This is a genomic window from Mycobacterium colombiense (assembly GCF_001665835.1).
In the GTDB taxonomy this organism is placed as follows: Bacteria; Actinomycetota; Actinomycetes; order Mycobacteriales; family Mycobacteriaceae; genus Mycobacterium; species Mycobacterium colombiense_A.
Genome location: NZ_LZSX01000025.1, coordinates 82,690 through 99,568, shown reverse-complemented (window position 1 = coordinate 99,568; position 16,879 = coordinate 82,690). Strand labels below are relative to the sequence as shown.

The window sequence follows — 16,879 nt, the reverse complement described above, 5'->3', positions numbered from 1 at the left end:
CCAATGTCTGAGGACGGGTTCGACGCCGAGCGCGCCGACCCGGTCGTGATCGTGGGCATGGGCGTGGAAGCGCCCGGCGGCATCGAAACCGCGGACGACTACTGGGATCTGCTGGCACACGGCCGTGAGGCACTGGGCCCGTTTCCCACCGACCGCGGTTGGGCGGTGCGCGAACTGCTTACCGGCTCGCGCCGCAGCGGCTTCAAGGAGATTCACGACCGCGGCGGTTTTCTCACCGGGGCGACCACTTTCGATCCGGAGTTCTTCGGCATCTCACCCCGCGAGGCCGTCGTGATGGATCCGCAGCAGCGGGTCGCGCTTCGGGTGGCATGGCGTGCGTGCGAAAACAGCGGCATCAATCCCGACGACCTGGCCGGGCACGATGTGGGCTGTTTCGTCGGCGCCTCGGCCACGGGATACGGGCCCCAGATGGCCAAGTTCTCCGAACACAGCGGCCATCTGCTGGCCGGTACCGCACTCAGTGTGATCTCGGGCCGCATCGCCTACACCCTGGGATTGACCGGGCCGGCGCTGACCCTGGACTCGTCGTGCGCATCGGCTCTGGTGGCCTTCCATGTCGCGGTGCGCTCCCTGCAGAACGAGGACTGCGATCTGGCCATCGCGGGTGGCGTCAACGTGCTGGGGTCACCGGGGTTCTTCGTCGAGTTCTCCAAACAACATGCGCTCTCCGACGACGGATACTGCCGTCCCTACAGCGCGCAGGCCAGCGGAACCGTGTGGGCCGAGGGGGCGGCGATGTTTGTGCTGCAACGGAAGTCGGCAGCATTGCGTGCCCGTCGGCCGATCGTGGCCGAGGTGCGGGCCACCGCCATGAATCAGGACGGGCGCAGCGCCGGTCTGAGCGCACCCAGCGGCGACGCCCAGGTGCGGCTGTTCCGGCGGGCCATCAGCCAGGCCGGGATCAAGCCCGACGAGGTGGGGATGATCGAGGGACACGGCACGGGCACCCGCCTCGGCGATCGGACCGAGTTGCACTCGCTGGCCCAGACCTACGGCGAAACCGAACCCGGCGCCGGCGCACTGCTGGGATCGGTGAAATCCAACTTGGGCCACTCGCTGGCCGCCGCCGGCGCGCTGGGGCTGGCCAAGGTGCTGGTCTCCGCCGAACACGGCGCCGTGCCAGCCACCCTGCACGCCGGCGACGCCAGCCCCGAAATCGAATGGGACAAACAGGGTTTGCGGCTGGCGCAGACGTTGACACCGTGGCCGGCCGTTGACGGGCAGCGCACCGCAGCGGCGTCCGCGTTCGGGATCGCCGGCACCAACGCCCATCTGATCGTCTCCGTCCCCGAGGTCGCATGATGCTGAACCGTCGACTGCCGGACGGGCGCGTCCCGGTGCTGCTCAGCGCCCACCACCCCGAGCTGATCCGCCAAGACGCCGCGGCGATCGCCGCCTACCTGGGCCGCATCGACGACACGCCAGACCCGACCGCTGCGGTCGCCTCCACCCTGCTGCGGTTGCGGCGGGTGCGACGTCACCGCGCGGTGCTGCGAGCCGCCGACCGCACCGAACTGCTCGCGGGGCTGTCCGCGATCGCTCGCGGCGACGAACACGAGTTGGTCTCGCACTCCGCCATGGCGACGCCGCCGCGTATCGCATTCGTATTCCCGGGGCAGGGCAATCAGTGGCAGGCGATGGGGGCTGACGCCTACCGGCGACTGCCGGCCTACCGCGAGGCGGCCGACCGGTGCGCGCAAGCGTTCGCGTCCGGTGGATTTCCTTCTCCGCTGCCCTATCTGGTGGGCGACGAGAAGCGCGACTGGTCGCGACCCGAGATCCAGGGCGCGCAGTTCACCCACGCGGTGAGCCTGGCCGGAGCGTGGCGATTCTGCGGGGTGCTGCCCGACATCACCATCGGGCACAGCCTCGGCGAGGTGGCGGCGGCCTATGTGGCGGAAGCGATCTCGCTGCAGGACGCGGTCGCTTTAGTGGTGGCCCGCGCCGCCGTCGTCGGTCGGCTGACCGGCCGCTACGCGATGGCGGTGCTCGGCACCGGCCTCGACATCGCGGAGGCGCTGCTGGCCGAGACGCCGGGCTGGCTGGAAGTTTCGGCGGTCAACGGGCCGTCGTCGACCGTGGTCGCCGGCGATCACGAGGCGGTGGCCGCCGCGGCACGGCTGGCCCAACAGCGGGGGATCTTCAGCCAGCTACTGTCCGTCGACTATCCCGGCCACACCAGTGCGCTACGACCGTTGCGGGCGAGCCTGGCCGAGCTGACGCCGAAGTCGGCGTTCCGGGACGGCCCGGTGCGGTTCATCGGCTCCACGCTGGGCACCGAATTGGCTGGCACCACCGACTTCTCCGAGTACTGGTATGAAAACCTCTGTGGCACGGTGCGATTCGACCTCTCCGTACAGCACGCCCGTGCCTGCGGGGCCGACGCGTTCGTGGAGCTGTCCGCGCACCCGTCACTGCTCTACCCGCTGGGCGACATCGTCGACGACGAGTCGACCGTCATCGTCGGCTCGGGGCATCGCGACCGACCCATCAGCGATTCGCTGTCCGCGAGCATCGCCGCCGTCGCGACCGCTGACCCCGGCCGCAGGTGGGCCGACGCCGTCCCGATGGCCGACCGGCCTGCGCTGCGGGGGTTCCCGAACGCGCCGATGCGGGCGGTGCACCTGTGGGCGGCGCCTGAACGACCGACCGAAGCGGCGCCAGCGCCGGCGCTCACCGTGGCCGTCGAGGACTGGCAGCCGGCGACGGCGCCGATCACACCGAGCGCGAGCTCGGTCGACATCGGCTTCTTCGGTACGGGCGCGCTGACGCAGCGGCTCGTCGAAGTCGTTGCGGCACACGGCGGCTGCCGATCGGTGCCACCGCATGAGGCGGAAATCCTCGTGGTGGTCGCCCCGGAACTCGATCGGCTCGACGTCATCGCCACGATCGAGCAGATCGCGGGCCGGCCCGATGCGGGCCTACCCGATTACCCCGCGCTCATCGGCCCGCGATGCCGCGCCGTCTGGTTGCTCACCGCCGGTGCCGAACAGGTCGACCGCAATGACGCCAACGTCTCTCCGGCACAGGCGGCGCTGGCCGGCATGCACCGCAGCGTCGGCTTCGAATTCCCGGACCAGGCATTCGGGCATCTCGACCTCGCGCGCCGCGACATCGATGCCGCCACGGCACCAGCCGTCGTCGAGGTGCTGCTCGGCGAGGCGGCCGAGGTCGCGTTGCGGGGCACCGAATCGCCGCGACGCCACGTCCGGACGTTCCGCGCGTGCCGCGAACCGGCGACCCCGCGGCCCCTCGATGCCGCCGCCCTGAACGACGTGGTGATCACCGGCGGCAGCGGAGCCATCGGACTGCAGTACGCCCGGTACTGCCTGGAACGCGGCGCCCGGACCGTCACCCTGCTGAGCCGCAACGGCGTTGACCCGGCCGCACTGCGTGAGTTCGCCGACCGGTACGACGCCGAAGTTCATGCGCCGCAATGCGATATCACCGATCGCGCCGCGCTGGCCGCCGTCGCCGCCGACTATGGATCGGGCGCATCCTTGCTGATCCACACCGCCGGCATCGCGCGGGCGCGTCCGCGTGCCGAGCTCACCGGCTCCGATGTGGCGGAGGTCTGCGCGGCCAAGGTCCGCGGACTGGCGATGCTGGCCGACGTGTGGCCGCTGCGGCCGGACTGCCGGATCCTGGCCTGCTCCTCGGTATTCGGCGTCTGGGGCGGCTACACCCACGCGGCGTACGCGGCGTCCAACCGGATGCTCGACGTGTTGGCCGCCCGGTTGCGCGCCACGGGCCGCGACTGCACGGCGATCCGATGGGGCCTGTGGCAGGGCGCCGGGGTAGTGGTCGGCAACGAGATCACCCGCACCGAGCGCTCCGGTCTGGTGGCGATGGAGCCGGAACAGGCCATCGAAGCCAGCCTATATCGCTACGAGGGCGATCCACTGATTTTCGACGCGGACTTCGAGCGGCTGCAGGTGTTCTTCGAAAGCCAGGGAATGCCAATGCCGTTCACCGTCTCACGCGCCGGCGGGGACGAGGCGCACGAGGCCGCGGCGGGGAAGCCCCTCGCCGACATCGTGCGGGCCGAATTGGCCGCGACATTGCACCTGGGTGATTCGTTGTCGATCGACCCGGGCACGCCGCTCATCGACCTGGGTGTGGACTCGTTGCTCGCGCTCGATTTACGTAAGCGGCTGCGCCGCACGGTAGGCAACTCGGTTCCGGTATCCCGCATGCTCGGCGGCATCACGGTGACCGAGCTGATCGACGCGCTGCGTGCCGACTCAACCGGCGGGCCCGCCGCGCCGCCGTCATTCGAGCGCGCCGGAGCCGCCAACGGTGCGCACCACTCAACGCTCGCGATGCTAGAAAGGTTGGACTCCTAGCGTGACAGACACCACCGGCGTCAGCACCCGTCTCGACGATGAGCGGCTGGAATTACTGCGCCGCAAGCTCGCTGAACGCGGCCTGGCCAAGACGACGGCCGCGGTGCCCGTCGCGACCGACGACGAACCACGTATGTCGGTCGGCCAGCACCGGATGTGGTTCGTGCAGTCCGTCGATCCCGACAGCGCGCTGCTCAACATCTGCGTCTCCTACCGCCTGTCCGGCACCGTCGACACCGCGCAGCTGCACCGTGCGGTCGATGCCGTCGCCGCGCGACACCCGGTGCTGCATACGACGTACGCCACCGACGGCGAGGGCGATCCGCGCCCGGTGGTCCGCGAGGACCTGCGGCCCGAATGGGCCGAACACGACCTGACCGGGATGACCGATCAGGCGCGTCGGCTGCGGCTGGATGTGCTGGCGCAGCGGGACTTTCGCCGGCCATTCGACCTGAGCAAGGATTCACCGCTGCGAGTCACGGCGGCGCGGCTGGCCGACGACGAACTGATGCTGCTGATAACCGCGCACCACATCGCCTGGGACGACGGCTCGTGGGCGCCCTTCTTCGCCGATCTGACCCGCGCATACACCGACCCGGCCGAGTTCGCCGATGGCCGGGTGCTCAGGGACGTTGCCGCCGATGCGACCGCCATTCGTCAGGCGGACCTGGACTACTGGCGGCCGCGGATGGCCGACCTCCCGGATCCCCTCGAGCTGCCCGGGGCCAACGGTTCGGCGGTGCCCAGCACCTGGCGCGCACAGCGCGCGTTCGCGCCGTTGTCGGCGGACACCGTCGAGCGGGCGGCGGCGTTGGCCCGCGAGACTGGCGCCACCCCGTACATGGTGTTGATGGCCGCGTTCGCCGCGCTGGTGCACCGCTACACGCAGTCGACCGACTTCCTGGTGGCGGCCCCGGTGCTCAACCGCGGCGTGGGCACCGAGGATGTCATCGGGTATTACGGCAACACCGTGGTGATCCGGCTGCGGCCTGGGTCGCACCAGACGTTCCGCGAGCTGCTGGCCCAAACCCGTGAGGATGCGGTGGGCGCCTTCGCTCATTCGCGCGCCGACCTGGACTGGCTGGTGCGCGAGTCGAATCCCGACCGCCGGCATGGCGCGGACCGCATGACCCGGGTGAGCTTCGGGCAACGGGAGCCCGACGGCGCCGGCTTCTGCCCGCCCGGGGTGCGCTGCGAGCGCGGCGAATTGCGTGGCCATTTCAATCAATTGCCGTTGAGTCTGATGGTCGAGCTGGATCGGGCACCGGACGGCTCAGGCGGCGGCCTGGTCGAGGCGGAGTACCTGGTCGAGGTGATGGATCAGCAGTTGGTCGAGCAATTGCTGCGCCACTACGCCGCCTTGCTGGACGGCCTGCTGTCCGACCCCGACGTGAAGCTGTCGGCGTGCGCGTTGATGAGCGACGAGGACGCCGAGTGGTTGCGCGCTGTGTCGACCGGCGAGGAATTCGTCACCCCAGCCAGCACGTTGCCCGAGCTGGTCAGCCGGAGGGCGGGACTCACCCCCGATGCCGTCGCCGTGGTCTACGAGGGGCGCGCCTATTCCTACCGGGAAATCGACGAAGAGTCGAACCGGTTGGCGCACTGGCTCATCGAGCAGGGGATCGGCACCGAGGATCGCGTCGCGGTGCTGCTGGACAAGTCCCCCGAATTGGTCATCACCGCGCTCGGCGTGCTCAAAGCGGGCGGGGTCTATCTGCCGGTGGATCCCACCTACCCGCAGGACCGGCTGAGCTTCATTCTCGAGGACGCGGACGCGAAATTGGTGCTGCGCGAACCGGTTACCGACGCCGCGCGCTATCCGGCCAGCGCGCCAGCCGGGCTGATCCGACCGCTGAGCCCGCAGAACACGGCCTACCTGATCTATACCTCGGGCTCCACCGGGCTGCCCAAGGGCGTTCCGGTGCCGCACGCACCCATCGCCGAGTACTTCGTCTGGTTCGGCGACGAATACCGGATCGATGACACCGATAGGCTGCTCCAGGTCGCCTCGCCCAGCTTCGACGTGTCGATGGGCGAGATCTTCGGCACGCTGATCATGGGTGCCCGCTTGGTGATTCCGCGCCCCGACGGGCTGCGCGACATCGGCTACCTCACCGACCTGCTGGCCCGCGAGGGCATCACGTCGATGCACTTCGTGCCGTCGCTGCTGGGGCTCTTCCTGTCGTTGCCCGGCGTCAGCCAGTGGCGGACCCTGCGACGCGTGCCCATCGGCGGGGAGGCCCTGCCCGGCGAGATCGCCGACAAGTTCCACGCCACCTTCGACGCGTCGCTGCACAACTTCTACGGACCGACCGAAACGGTGGTGAACTGCACCAGCTACCCCGTCGAAGGCACCCAGGGAACCCGGGTGGTGCCGATCGGCCGGCCCAAGATCAACACGCAGGTGTATCTGCTCGACAACGCGCTGCAGCCGGTGCCCGTCGGCGTGATCGGCGAGATCTACATCGCCGGAACACATGTCGCGCACGGATATCACCGCAGGCCGCAGCTGACCGCCGAGCGCTTCGTCGCCGACCCGTTCACGCCCGGTGGCCGGATGTACCGCTCGGGTGACCTGGCCCGCCGCAACGCCAACGGCGACATCGAGTTCGTCGGTCGCGCCGACGAGCAGGTGAAGATCCGCGGTTTCCGGATCGAGCTGGGCGAAATCGCGGCCGCCATCTCGGTCGACCCCAGCGTCGGGCAAGCGGTCGTGCTGGCCATGGACCTGCCCCAGTTGGGCAGGAGCCTGGTCGGCTACGTGACGCCGGCCCAGGGCGCCGGCACGGAAACGGTTGACGTCGAGCGCATCCGGGCCCGGGTGGCCGCCGCGCTGCCGGACTACATGACCCCGGCCGTCTACGTGGTGCTCGACGAGATCCCGATCACCGCGCACCAGAAGATCGACCGCGCCGCGCTGCCACAGCCGCAGATCGCCGCGGCCACCGAATACCGCGACCCCGCCACCCCCACCGAACAGCGCATCGCCCAACTGTTTTCGGGCTTGCTCGGCCACGAACGCGTGGGCGTCGACGACTCGTTCTTCGATCTGGGCGGCCACTCGCTGGTCGCCACCAAACTGGTCACCGCGATCCGCGCGGAGTGCGGGGTGGAAATCGGCATCCGCGACGTGTTCGAACTCGCGACGGTCGGGGCGCTGGCCGAGCGGATCGACCAACAGGGTTCGGGCGGACTGGCGCAGTCGCGGCCCAGGCTGATCACCACCGCGCATGACGAACCCATGCCGCTGTCGGCGTCGCAGCTGCGCAGCTGGTTCGCCTACCGCGTGGACGGGCCCAGCCGGGTCAACAACATTCCCTTTGCGGCGAAGCTGACCGGGCCGTGGGACATCGATGCGCTGATCGCTGCCGTCGGCGACGTCGTTGCCCGGCACGAGATCCTGCGCACCAGCTACGTCGAGTTGGACGGCGTGCCCTACCAAGTCGTTGAACCGGCCGGCGTCGAGGTTCCGGTGCGCCGCGAGGAGGGGCCCGACGAGGCCTGGCTGCGACAGCAGCTCGACGTGGAGCGGTGCCACTGCTTCGAACTGGACGCGGAATTACCGATCCGGGTCGCGGTGCTGCGCACCGAGAACACCGCGGAGCACGTGCTGTCGCTGGTCGTGCACCACATCGCCTCCGACCATTGGTCGGCGGGCGTGCTGTTCTCCGACGTGATGACGGCCTACCGGGCCCGCCGCGGCGGAGAGGCCCCGTCCTGGGCCCCGCTGCGTGTGCAGTACGCCGACTATGCGGCGTGGCAGCGCACGTTCCTGGGCGACGCGGGCGGCCAGGAGTCCGCCATCGCCGGCGGCCAGCGGGAGTACTGGACCCGGCAGCTGGCCGGGATGCCGGAGGACACCGGGCTGCGCCCGGACTTCCCGCGCCAGCCGGTGCCCAGCGGCGAAGGGGAGTCCGTCGACTTCCAGATCGACTCGGCCACCCGCGCCAAGCTCGGTGAACTGTGCCGCGAGCTCGGCATCACCGAATTCATGCTGCTGCAAACGGCCGTCGCCGTGGTCTTGCACAAAGCCGGTGGGGGAACCGACATTCCGCTGGGAACCCCGGTCGCCGGCCGCACCGAAGCCGAATTGGACCAGCTGATCGGATTCTTCGTCAACATTTTGGTGCTACGCAACGACATGGACGGCAATCCGACGCTGCGCGAACTACTCAAGCGTGCCCGGGAGACCGCGCTGGCCGCCTACGCTCACCAGGACCTGCCGTTCGACCGTGTCGTCGACAGCGTCAGCCCGGTGCGCTCGCTGTCACGCAACCCGCTGTTCCAGGTTGTCGTGCACGTCCGGGATCACCTGTCCGCCACCCGGGTCATCGAGACCGCGGCCGCGGGCAGCGGCGAGCAGGACACCGTGTGCACCTCGCTGGACCCCGTCTTCGACATGGCGCACGCCGATCTGAGCGTCAACTTCTTCGGCACCGACGGCTCCGACGACATCGGCTACAACTGCAATGTCATCTACCGCACCGAGCTGTACGCCAGGACCACGATCGAGCGGATGGCGGAATGGCTGGCCCGCGCGCTCACCGAGTTCGCCGATGACATCGATCAGACTCTGCGCGATGTCCGGCTGATCGATACCGCGGAACAGCACCGCATTCTGCAGGACTGGAGCCGCGGCGAGCAGCCGCCGCACGACCGGCCGCGCACCATCCCGGAACTGCTGGAACCCAGCCGGGCGTGGGGCACCGACCGGGTCGCGGTGCGCTGCGGCGAGCAGAGCATCGATTACCCTGCGCTGCATCGCCGTTCGGATAACCTGGCCGCGCTGCTCGTCAAGAACGGAGTGGGCCCCGGGTCGCTGGTCGGGCTGTCGACCCGGCGGAGCATCGAGCTGGTGGTGGCGCTAATGGCCATCATGAAAGCCGGCGCAGGTTACTTCCCCATCGATCCCGGATATCCGCTGGCGCGAAAGCAATTCATGCTCGACGACGTGCAACCGCCGGTCGTGGTCGCGACGGTCGAAGCCGTGGACACCATGCCGCAGGTGCCCGGGGTCGAGCTGATCTCGCTGGACGATCCACAGGTACGCGCCCTGATCCTCAGCGACGACGTGGATACGCTGTCGAGGGACGTGCGACTGCCGCACCCCGACGACCCAATGTACCTGGTCTTCACCTCCGGGTCCACCGGCAAGCCGAAAGGCGCGGTGGGAACGCATCGCTCGATGGCCGCGCGGCTCGACTGGCAGCTGCGGCACTACCCGCCGCGAACCGACGACGTGCGACTGGCGCAGGCCTCGATCACCTTCCTCGAAGGCGGCATGGAGATGCTGGCCGGCCTGGCTGCCGGCGCGACCATGATCCTGGCCGACGACGCCGAGCACCGTGACCCGGAAGCCCTCGGGGACCTGATGAACCGGTATTCGGTCGCCCAGGTGACCGCGGTGCCCAGCCTGGTGTCGGCGCTGGTGGACAGCCGGCCCGACGCCGTGCGCGCGCTGTCGCGGCTGGTGTGCGGCGGGGAACCGGTGAGCACGGCGCTGCTGCAGCGGCTGGTATCGGTGTGCGCCGACCAGGGCGGCGCCGGCACCGAGCTGCTGAACAACATCGGTTCCACCGAGACCTCCGGCGCGGTGTCCCGCGGGCGGCTGGGCCTGCCGAATCCGCTTGTCGGAAAGCCGGTCCCGGGGGCGCAGGCCTACCTGCTCGACGAGGGGCTGCGTACCGTGCCGGTCGGCGTGGTGGGCGAGCTGTACTACGCCGGTGATCAGCTCGGTCGCGGATATTGGAAACGCCCGGGCCTGACCGCGACGCGGTTCATCGCCAATCCCTATGGCGCCGAGGCCGGTTCGCGGTTGTACCGCAGCGGCGACCTGGCCCGGTGGACCGAGGACGGCCAACTGGAATTCGTCGGACGTTCCGACCACCAGGTGCAGGTCCGCGGTTTCCGCGTCGAGTTGGCCGAGGTCGAGGCGGCCCTGGCGGGCGCCGATGGCGTCGCCGCCGCGGCGGCCCGCACGTGGGAGGTGCACGGCGGCACCTCGCTGGCCGGATATGTTGTGCCGCAACGCCCGATCACCGATGACGCCGCGAAGGCGACCTTCGCGGGCGAGGTGCGCGCGGCGATCGCCACGACCCTGCCGGGCTACATGCTGCCGTCGTCGCTGACCGTGCTCGACGTCCTCCCGAAAACCGAATCGGGCAAGCTGAACCGGCCCGGGCTGCCGCGGACGGCGGTCAGCACCGGCGGGCAGACTGAACCGACGCGCACCGCTACCGAGCGGGCGCTGGCCAAGGTGTTCGCGGAACTGCTGTCCACCCCGGAGGTGGGGCGCTTCGATGACTTCTTCGCCCTCGGCGGCGACAGCATCCTGTCCGTGCAGCTCGCGTCACGGGCCCGGGCGACCGGCCTGGCCGTGAGCCCGCGGATGATCTTCGAGAACCCGACGGTGCAGCAGCTGGCCGCCGCACTCGATGCTCTGGGCGACGAAGGGGCAGTCATCGAAGAGGACGAGCAGCCGACCGACACCCGTTTCGAGCCGATGAGTACCTCCGGACTGTCGCCCTCGGACCTGGCTGCCGTGACGCAACTGTTCTCGTCGTCGCGCGAAGGCACGACATGACAGCTGCCGAAACCGATGTCGCACCCGACATCGAGGACGTGATGGCGCTGAGCCCGCTGCAGGAGGGCTTGTATTCGCTGACCACGCTCGCCGAATTCGCCGACGGTGAAGCGGCGGACGACCCGTACGTCATCGGGATCGCGGCGGACATCTCCGGCGAACTCGACGTCGCGCTGTTACGTGAGTGCGCGGAACAGATGTTGGTGCGGCACCCGAATCTGCGGGCCAGCTTCTTCAGCCGGGGGATCCCGCGACCGGTACAGATCGTGCCGTCCCGCGTCGAACTGCCGTGGCGACTGGTCGCCGCCGCACCGGCGGCCGTGCCCACGCTGGAAACCGGCGAACGCCGACGACCGTTCGATCTGGAACGTGGACCGGCAATTCGCTTCCTGTTGATCGAATTGCCCGGCGCGCGATGGCGTTTGGTGCTCACCGCGCACCACATCGTGATCGACGGATGGTCGTTGCCGGTGTTCGTCAACGAGATGATGATCCTCTATCAGGCCGGCGGCGACCCGTCGGCGTTGCCCGTAGCGCCTCGGCCCTACCGCGACTACATCGGCTGGCTGGCGAGCCGCGACCCGGAAACCAGCCAACGGGTTTGGCGCGAGCACCTGGCCGGACTGCCGGGCCCCACCCTGCTTGCCGCCTCGCTGGGGTCCATCGAGACGGCTGACGGACAGCAGACGGCGTTGCCCCGCACCACCAAGCTGCGACTGCCGGCCGAGATCACCACGCGCTTGGTCGAGGACACCCGATCGCGCGGCATCACTGTCAACACCCTGATGCAGATGGCGTGGGCGCTGGTGTTGTCGCGGCTTACCGACACCCGCGATGTGGTTTTCGGGGTCACGGTCTCCGGTCGGCCGCCCGAACTGACCGGCGTCGAGACCATGGTCGGTCTGTTCATCAACACCGTGCCGCTGCGGGTGCGGCTCGACCCGGCCGCGACGGCCGGCGAGCAGTGCCGCGCCGTGCAGCGCGACGCGGCGCTGCTGCGCGAGCACAGCTATGTCGGGCATGCCCAACTCCGCGCCCTGGGCGGGGTCGGGGAGATGTTCGACACCCTGCTGGTCTACGAGAACTTCCCGATGGACGGGCTGACCGCGGGTGGCGAATTGACCGCCGGCGGTGCGACTTTCCGGCCGTCCGCCCTGCAAACTCTGTCGCATTTCCCGATCGCGATCGCCGCCCACATGGAAGGCGGCGAGCTGGTGGTGCTGATCGAAGCGATCGACGGAGCGCTGGGTGCCATACCCGCCGCCACATTCGGGCGGCGGGTGCTCACCGCCGCAGAGAGGCTGCTGCAGGGCTGGGAGCGTCCGCTGCGCGACGTCAGCGTACTGCTGGGCGATGAGGCCGACCCGCTGCGGGCCGAAAGCGGTGCATCAATACCGGTGTCGCCGTTGAGCATCCACGCCCGGTTCGCCGACGTTGCGGCCCGTACACCGGACAGCCGGGCGGTCAGCTGGGCGGGTGGCGCACTGAGCTACCGCGAACTGAATCTTCATGCCACCCGGCTGGCGGCGCGACTCGCCCACAAGGGGGTCAAGCCCGAAACTCCGGTGGGCATCAGGCTGTCCCGCGGCCCGCGGTACATCATCGCGATATTCGCGGTGCTCAAGGCCGGCGGCATGTGCGTGCCGATGGAACCGGGAATGCCCCCCGAGCGGGTGGACTCCATCCTGCGCCAATCGGGCGCGTCGATCGTGTTGGACGACGAGCTGACCGAGGAGCTGCTGGAGGCCGGCGAACCGCACGACCACGAGTTCAACCCCGTCGACGTTCCAGCCGCGCAGGCCGCGTATGTCGTGTTCACCTCGGGTACGACCGGAGAACCCAAGGGCGTCATCGGAACCCACGGCGCGGTGGGCGCCTACGCCGACGATCATCTGGACCGCGTACTGCGGCCCGCGGCAGCCAAACTCGGCCGGCCGCTGCGCATCGCCCACGCCTGGTCGTTCGCCTTCGACGCCGCGTGGCAGCCGCTGGTCGGCCTGCTCGACGGGCACGGCGTGCATGTCGTCGACGAGCAGACCCAGACCGATGCCGAGGCGCTCGTCGCGCTGATCGCCGCGCACGGCATCGACATGATCGACACCACGCCGTCAATGTTCGCCCAATTGCAGGCTTTCGGGTTGCTGAGCGAGGCGCCGCTGACCGTGCTTGCGTTGGGCGGCGAGGCGGTCGGCAGCGCGGCCTGGGCCCGGATCCGCAACACCTGCAGCACCTCGTCGATGACGGCATACAACTGCTACGGGCCCACCGAGACCACGGTGGAGGCGGTGGTCGCCGCCATCGCCCAGCACGACGAACCGGCCATCGGGCGGCCCACCCGGCACACCCGCGGCTACGTGCTGGATTCCGCGCTGCGCCCGGTGCCGTGCGGGGCGACGGGCGAACTGTATCTGGGCGGTGCCCAGCTGGCCCGCGGCTACCTGGGCCGCGCTCCGGAGACCGCCGCGCGCTTTGTCGCCGACCCGTTTGCGGCGGCCGAACGGATGTATCGCACCGGCGATCTGGTGCGCCGGTTGCCCGACGGCTCAGTGCAATACGTGGGACGCGCCGACGCCCAGGTGAAGATCCGCGGCCACCGCGTTGAACCCAGGGAGATCGCGGCCGCCCTCGAATCGCACCCGGCCGTGCGACACGCGGGGGTGCTGGTGCAGCAGCGCCGGGGCGTCGCGCGGCTCACCGCGTACGTTGCCACCGACCCGGCAGCCGGCCGGCCCACCACGTCGGAGCTGCGGGGCATGCTCAGCGCCCGGCTGCCGCGCTACATGGTTCCGCAACGCATCATCCTGGTCGACGAAATCCCGTTGACCCCCAACGGAAAGCTGGACGAGACCGCGCTGGCCGCCTTCGACCACGCCGAGTCCGAGGCCGGGGCGGCGACGCCCGAGACCGCCACGGAATCCGCGCTGGCCGAGCTGCTGGCCGAGCTGCTCGGGCAGCCGCGCATCGACGTCACCGCGGATTTCCTGCAGCAGGGCCTGGACAGCATCATGGCGTTGTCGGTGGTACAAGCGGCCCGCGCACACGGAATTGCGTTGCGCGCCAGGCTCATCCTCGAGTGCAGCAACATCCGCGAACTGGCCGAGGCGATCGACTCGGAAACCACGGCCGCCGGCCAGCAGGCGGACACCGGATCCGGACCAATGCCGTTGCTGCCCAACGGCCGGTGGCTCTACGAATTCGGCAACCCGCGCCGGCTGGCACAGACCGAAGCCATCCGATTGCCCGAGACGCTGCGCCGCGAGGAGTTGGACGCGGCCCTGGCAAGCATCGTCGAGGGTCACGAGGTGCTGCGCACCCGGGTGGACCGCTCCACCATGACCCTGGTGCCGGTGCCCACGGCCGACGTCGTCGGCACGCTCAAAGAGGTTGAGGTGGTTGGCGATCTGGCCGCGGCGGTACCCGCCCACGTCGCCGGGGCCGTCGACCGCCTGGACCCCGAGCGCGGAACGCTGCTGTCCGCGGTGTGGTTGCGGCCGCAGGCGGGGGAGAGCGTTCTGCTGCTGTCCGCGCACGTCGTCGCGCTGGACCCGGCGTCGTGGCGCGTGATCCTCGGTGAACTCAGTGCCGCCCTGACGGCCTCGGCCACCGGCCACTCGCCGGCGCCCATCCGCGAACACACCAGCTATCGGCGCTGGGCGGAAGCGCTGACCGCGCGGGCGCACCGGTTGGACACGGTGCAATTCTGGGCGTCCCAACTGGACGGCGACGATCCCGACCTCGGTGCCAGGAGGCTCGATCCGAGCCGCGATCGGGCTCGCGACCTGATCGTCCGCAACGCCGCCACCGACGCCGACGTCACCCGCCGGCTGCTGGATTCGGGCCTGCCGTTGCCCACGCTGCTGGTCGCCGCGACCGCGGCGACGGTGACGCGCTGGCGCGAGATGCGCAGACAGGCCACTCCGCCGCCGCTGCTGGCACTCGAAACACACGGCCGCGCCGACAGTTTGGTGGACGGACCGGGCGCACACACCATCGACACCGGCGACACGGTCGGATTGCTCAGCTCCATCTACCCGGTGCGGCTCGACTCGACGGATCCGCACGAGGTGGGGGAGAAGTTGGCGGCCATCCCCGGCGATGGACTCGACTATGGGTTGCTGCGCTACTTGCGGGACGACACCGCTCAGCGGCTCGCCGGTTATTCACCTCCGCAGCTGCTGCTGAATTATCTCGGCGCCGCGCACACCGACGGCGGTACGGGGCTGCGGCTCGAGCGCCAGCTACTCGCCGGGTCGTCGCCGGTGCCGGAGCCGGAACTGGCGGTGCGCCACGAGTTGACCATCGCCGCGATGGTGCTGAGCTATGACGGGGAGCGGGTTCTGGCCGCGCAGTGGCGCGCCCTGCCCGACATTCTCGATTACACGGATATTGCTGCGCTGCAGGAGATTTGGGTTGATTCGCTGCGGGAGATGGTGAAATGAGCACACTTGCGATCGTGGGTGCCGGCGCCAAGGCGGTGGCTGTGGCAGCCAAGGCCTTCGCGCTGCGCGAAATGGGCGTCGAGGTTCCCGACGTGGTCGCGGTGGAGCGGATCGGCGTCGCGGCGAACTGGCAGGCCAGCGGCGGCTGGACCGATGGCGCGCATCGGTTGGGCACCAGTCCCGAAAAAGACGTCGGGTTTCCCTACCGCTCGGCGCTGGTGCCGCGCCGCAACGCCGAACTCGACGAGCGGATGACCCGCTACAGCTGGCAGTCCTATCTCATCGCGACGGCCTCGTTCGCGGAGTGGATCGACCGCGGCAGGCCGGCGCCGACGCATCGCCGGTGGAGTCAGTACCTGAATTGGGTCGCGCACCACGTGGGCATGAACGTGGTGCACGGTGATGTCGAACGATTGGCGATCGCCGGAGACCGCTGGGCGCTGCACACGCACGAGACCGCCGTGCACGCCGACGCGTTGATGATCACCGGTCCCGGCCAGGCCGAAAAGTCGTTGCTTCCAGGCAATCCGCGCGTGCTGTCGATCGCCCAGTTCTGGGACCGCGCGGCCAATCACGACCGGATCCATGCGGAGCGGGTGGCGGTGATCGGCGGTGGCGAGACGGCCGCGGCGATGCTCTATGAGCTGTTCAGGCACCGGGTTTCCAGCATCACCGTGATTTCGCCACAAGCCACATTGTTCACCCGCGGCGAGGGGTTCTTCGAGAACTCGCTGTTCTCCGATCCCACCAACTGGCCGGCCCTCACGCTTGCCGAACGCCGTGATGCGTTGGCGCGCACCGACCGTGGGGTGTTTTCGTCCCATGTGCAGGAAGCGTTGCTGGCCGACGATCGCATCCACCACCTGCGTGGCCGCGTAGCCCACGCGGTGGGCAAGGAGGGGCAGATCCGGTTGACGCTGTCCACCAATCGCGGCAGCGAGAATCTGGAGACGGTACACGGTTTTGATCTCGTCATCGACGGCTCCGGCGCTGACTCGCTTTGGTTCGCACCGTTATTCAGCCAAGAAGCCCTTGATCTGCTAGAACTCGGTCTGGGTGGGCCCCTGACTTCGGAACGGCTGCAGGAGGCGATAGGTTATGACCTGGCCGTCCCAGACGTGACACCCAAGTTGTTCCTGCCGAACCTGTCAGGACTTACCCAGGGGCCCGGGTTTCCCAACCTGAGCTGCCTTGGGCTGCTATCCGACCGGGTGTTGGGATCCACCGTCAGCCCGTCCGAGTATCCCGTGAGAAGGAGACACGATGAGCGCGAACCCCTTTGACGACGACAACGCGACCTTTGTGGTGCTGGTCAACGATGAAGACCAGCACAGCCTGTGGCCGACCTTCGCTGACGCGCCGGCCGGCTGGCGGGTGGCGTTCGGTGAAGCCAGCCGCGCGGACTGCCTGCAGTACGTGGAACAGAACTGGTCCGACATCCGGCCCAAGAGCCTGATCGAGGCGCTCGCCGGGGAGTAGCAGGGGTCTGC

At 69.3% G+C, this 16,879-nt stretch carries 6 protein-coding genes; all 6 read left to right on the top strand.

Annotated elements, in window-relative coordinates; all coding sequences use genetic code 11:
- The first annotated feature begins 3 nt into the window (after nucleotides 1–3).
- From A5760_RS04910 to A5760_RS04885, 6 genes are read left to right on the top strand one after another with little or no spacing between them, the layout of a single operon-like run.
- Nucleotides 4–1,323 carry a polyketide synthase gene (locus A5760_RS04910; RefSeq protein ID WP_196771990.1) on the top strand — a complete coding sequence of 440 codons (1,320 nt, stop codon included), beginning with the start codon at nucleotides 4–6 and terminating at the stop codon, nucleotides 1,321–1,323.
- The gene (mbtD, locus tag A5760_RS04905) at nucleotides 1,323–4,367 is read left to right on the top strand and encodes a mycobactin polyketide synthase MbtD (RefSeq protein WP_064878428.1); all 3,045 of its coding nucleotides are present in this window, start codon (nucleotides 1,323–1,325) and stop codon (nucleotides 4,365–4,367) included. Before A5760_RS04910 ends, mbtD begins: the two co-directional genes overlap by 1 nt.
- A gap of 1 nt (nucleotide 4,368) precedes the next feature.
- Nucleotides 4,369–10,950 (top strand): non-ribosomal peptide synthetase, encoded by a 6,582-nt coding sequence (locus tag A5760_RS04900; RefSeq protein WP_064878218.1) that lies wholly within the window; start codon nucleotides 4,369–4,371, stop codon nucleotides 10,948–10,950.
- On the top strand, nucleotides 10,947–15,389 hold the full coding sequence (locus tag A5760_RS04895) for a non-ribosomal peptide synthetase (RefSeq protein WP_064878216.1): 4,443 nt from the start codon (nucleotides 10,947–10,949) through the stop codon (nucleotides 15,387–15,389). The genes A5760_RS04900 and A5760_RS04895 overlap by 4 nt, the downstream gene beginning before the upstream one ends.
- Nucleotides 15,386–16,672: an NADPH-dependent L-lysine N(6)-monooxygenase MbtG gene (gene mbtG, locus A5760_RS04890; RefSeq protein ID WP_064878214.1), complete on the top strand. Its 1,287-nt coding sequence runs from the start codon at nucleotides 15,386–15,388 to the stop codon at nucleotides 16,670–16,672. The genes A5760_RS04895 and mbtG overlap by 4 nt, the downstream gene beginning before the upstream one ends.
- Nucleotides 16,653–16,868, top strand: coding sequence for an MbtH family protein (locus tag A5760_RS04885; RefSeq protein WP_064878212.1), 216 nt, complete (start codon nucleotides 16,653–16,655; stop codon nucleotides 16,866–16,868). The genes mbtG and A5760_RS04885 overlap by 20 nt, the downstream gene beginning before the upstream one ends.
- Nucleotides 16,869–16,879: the final 11 nt, after the last annotated feature.

Bases quoted from the DNA above. Each gene is read 5' to 3' on its own strand.
- A5760_RS04910 (WP_196771990.1), top strand. From the start codon at position 4: ATGTCTGAGGACGGGTTCGACGCCGAGCGCGCCGACCCGGTCGTGATC.
- mbtD (WP_064878428.1), top strand. From the start codon at position 1,323: ATGCTGAACCGTCGACTGCCGGACGGGCGCGTCCCGGTGCTGCTCAGC.
- A5760_RS04895 (WP_064878216.1), top strand. From the start codon at position 10,947: ATGACAGCTGCCGAAACCGATGTCGCACCCGACATCGAGGACGTGATG.
- mbtG (WP_064878214.1), top strand. From the start codon at position 15,386: ATGAGCACACTTGCGATCGTGGGTGCCGGCGCCAAGGCGGTGGCTGTG.
- A5760_RS04885 (WP_064878212.1), top strand. From the start codon at position 16,653: ATGAGCGCGAACCCCTTTGACGACGACAACGCGACCTTTGTGGTGCTG.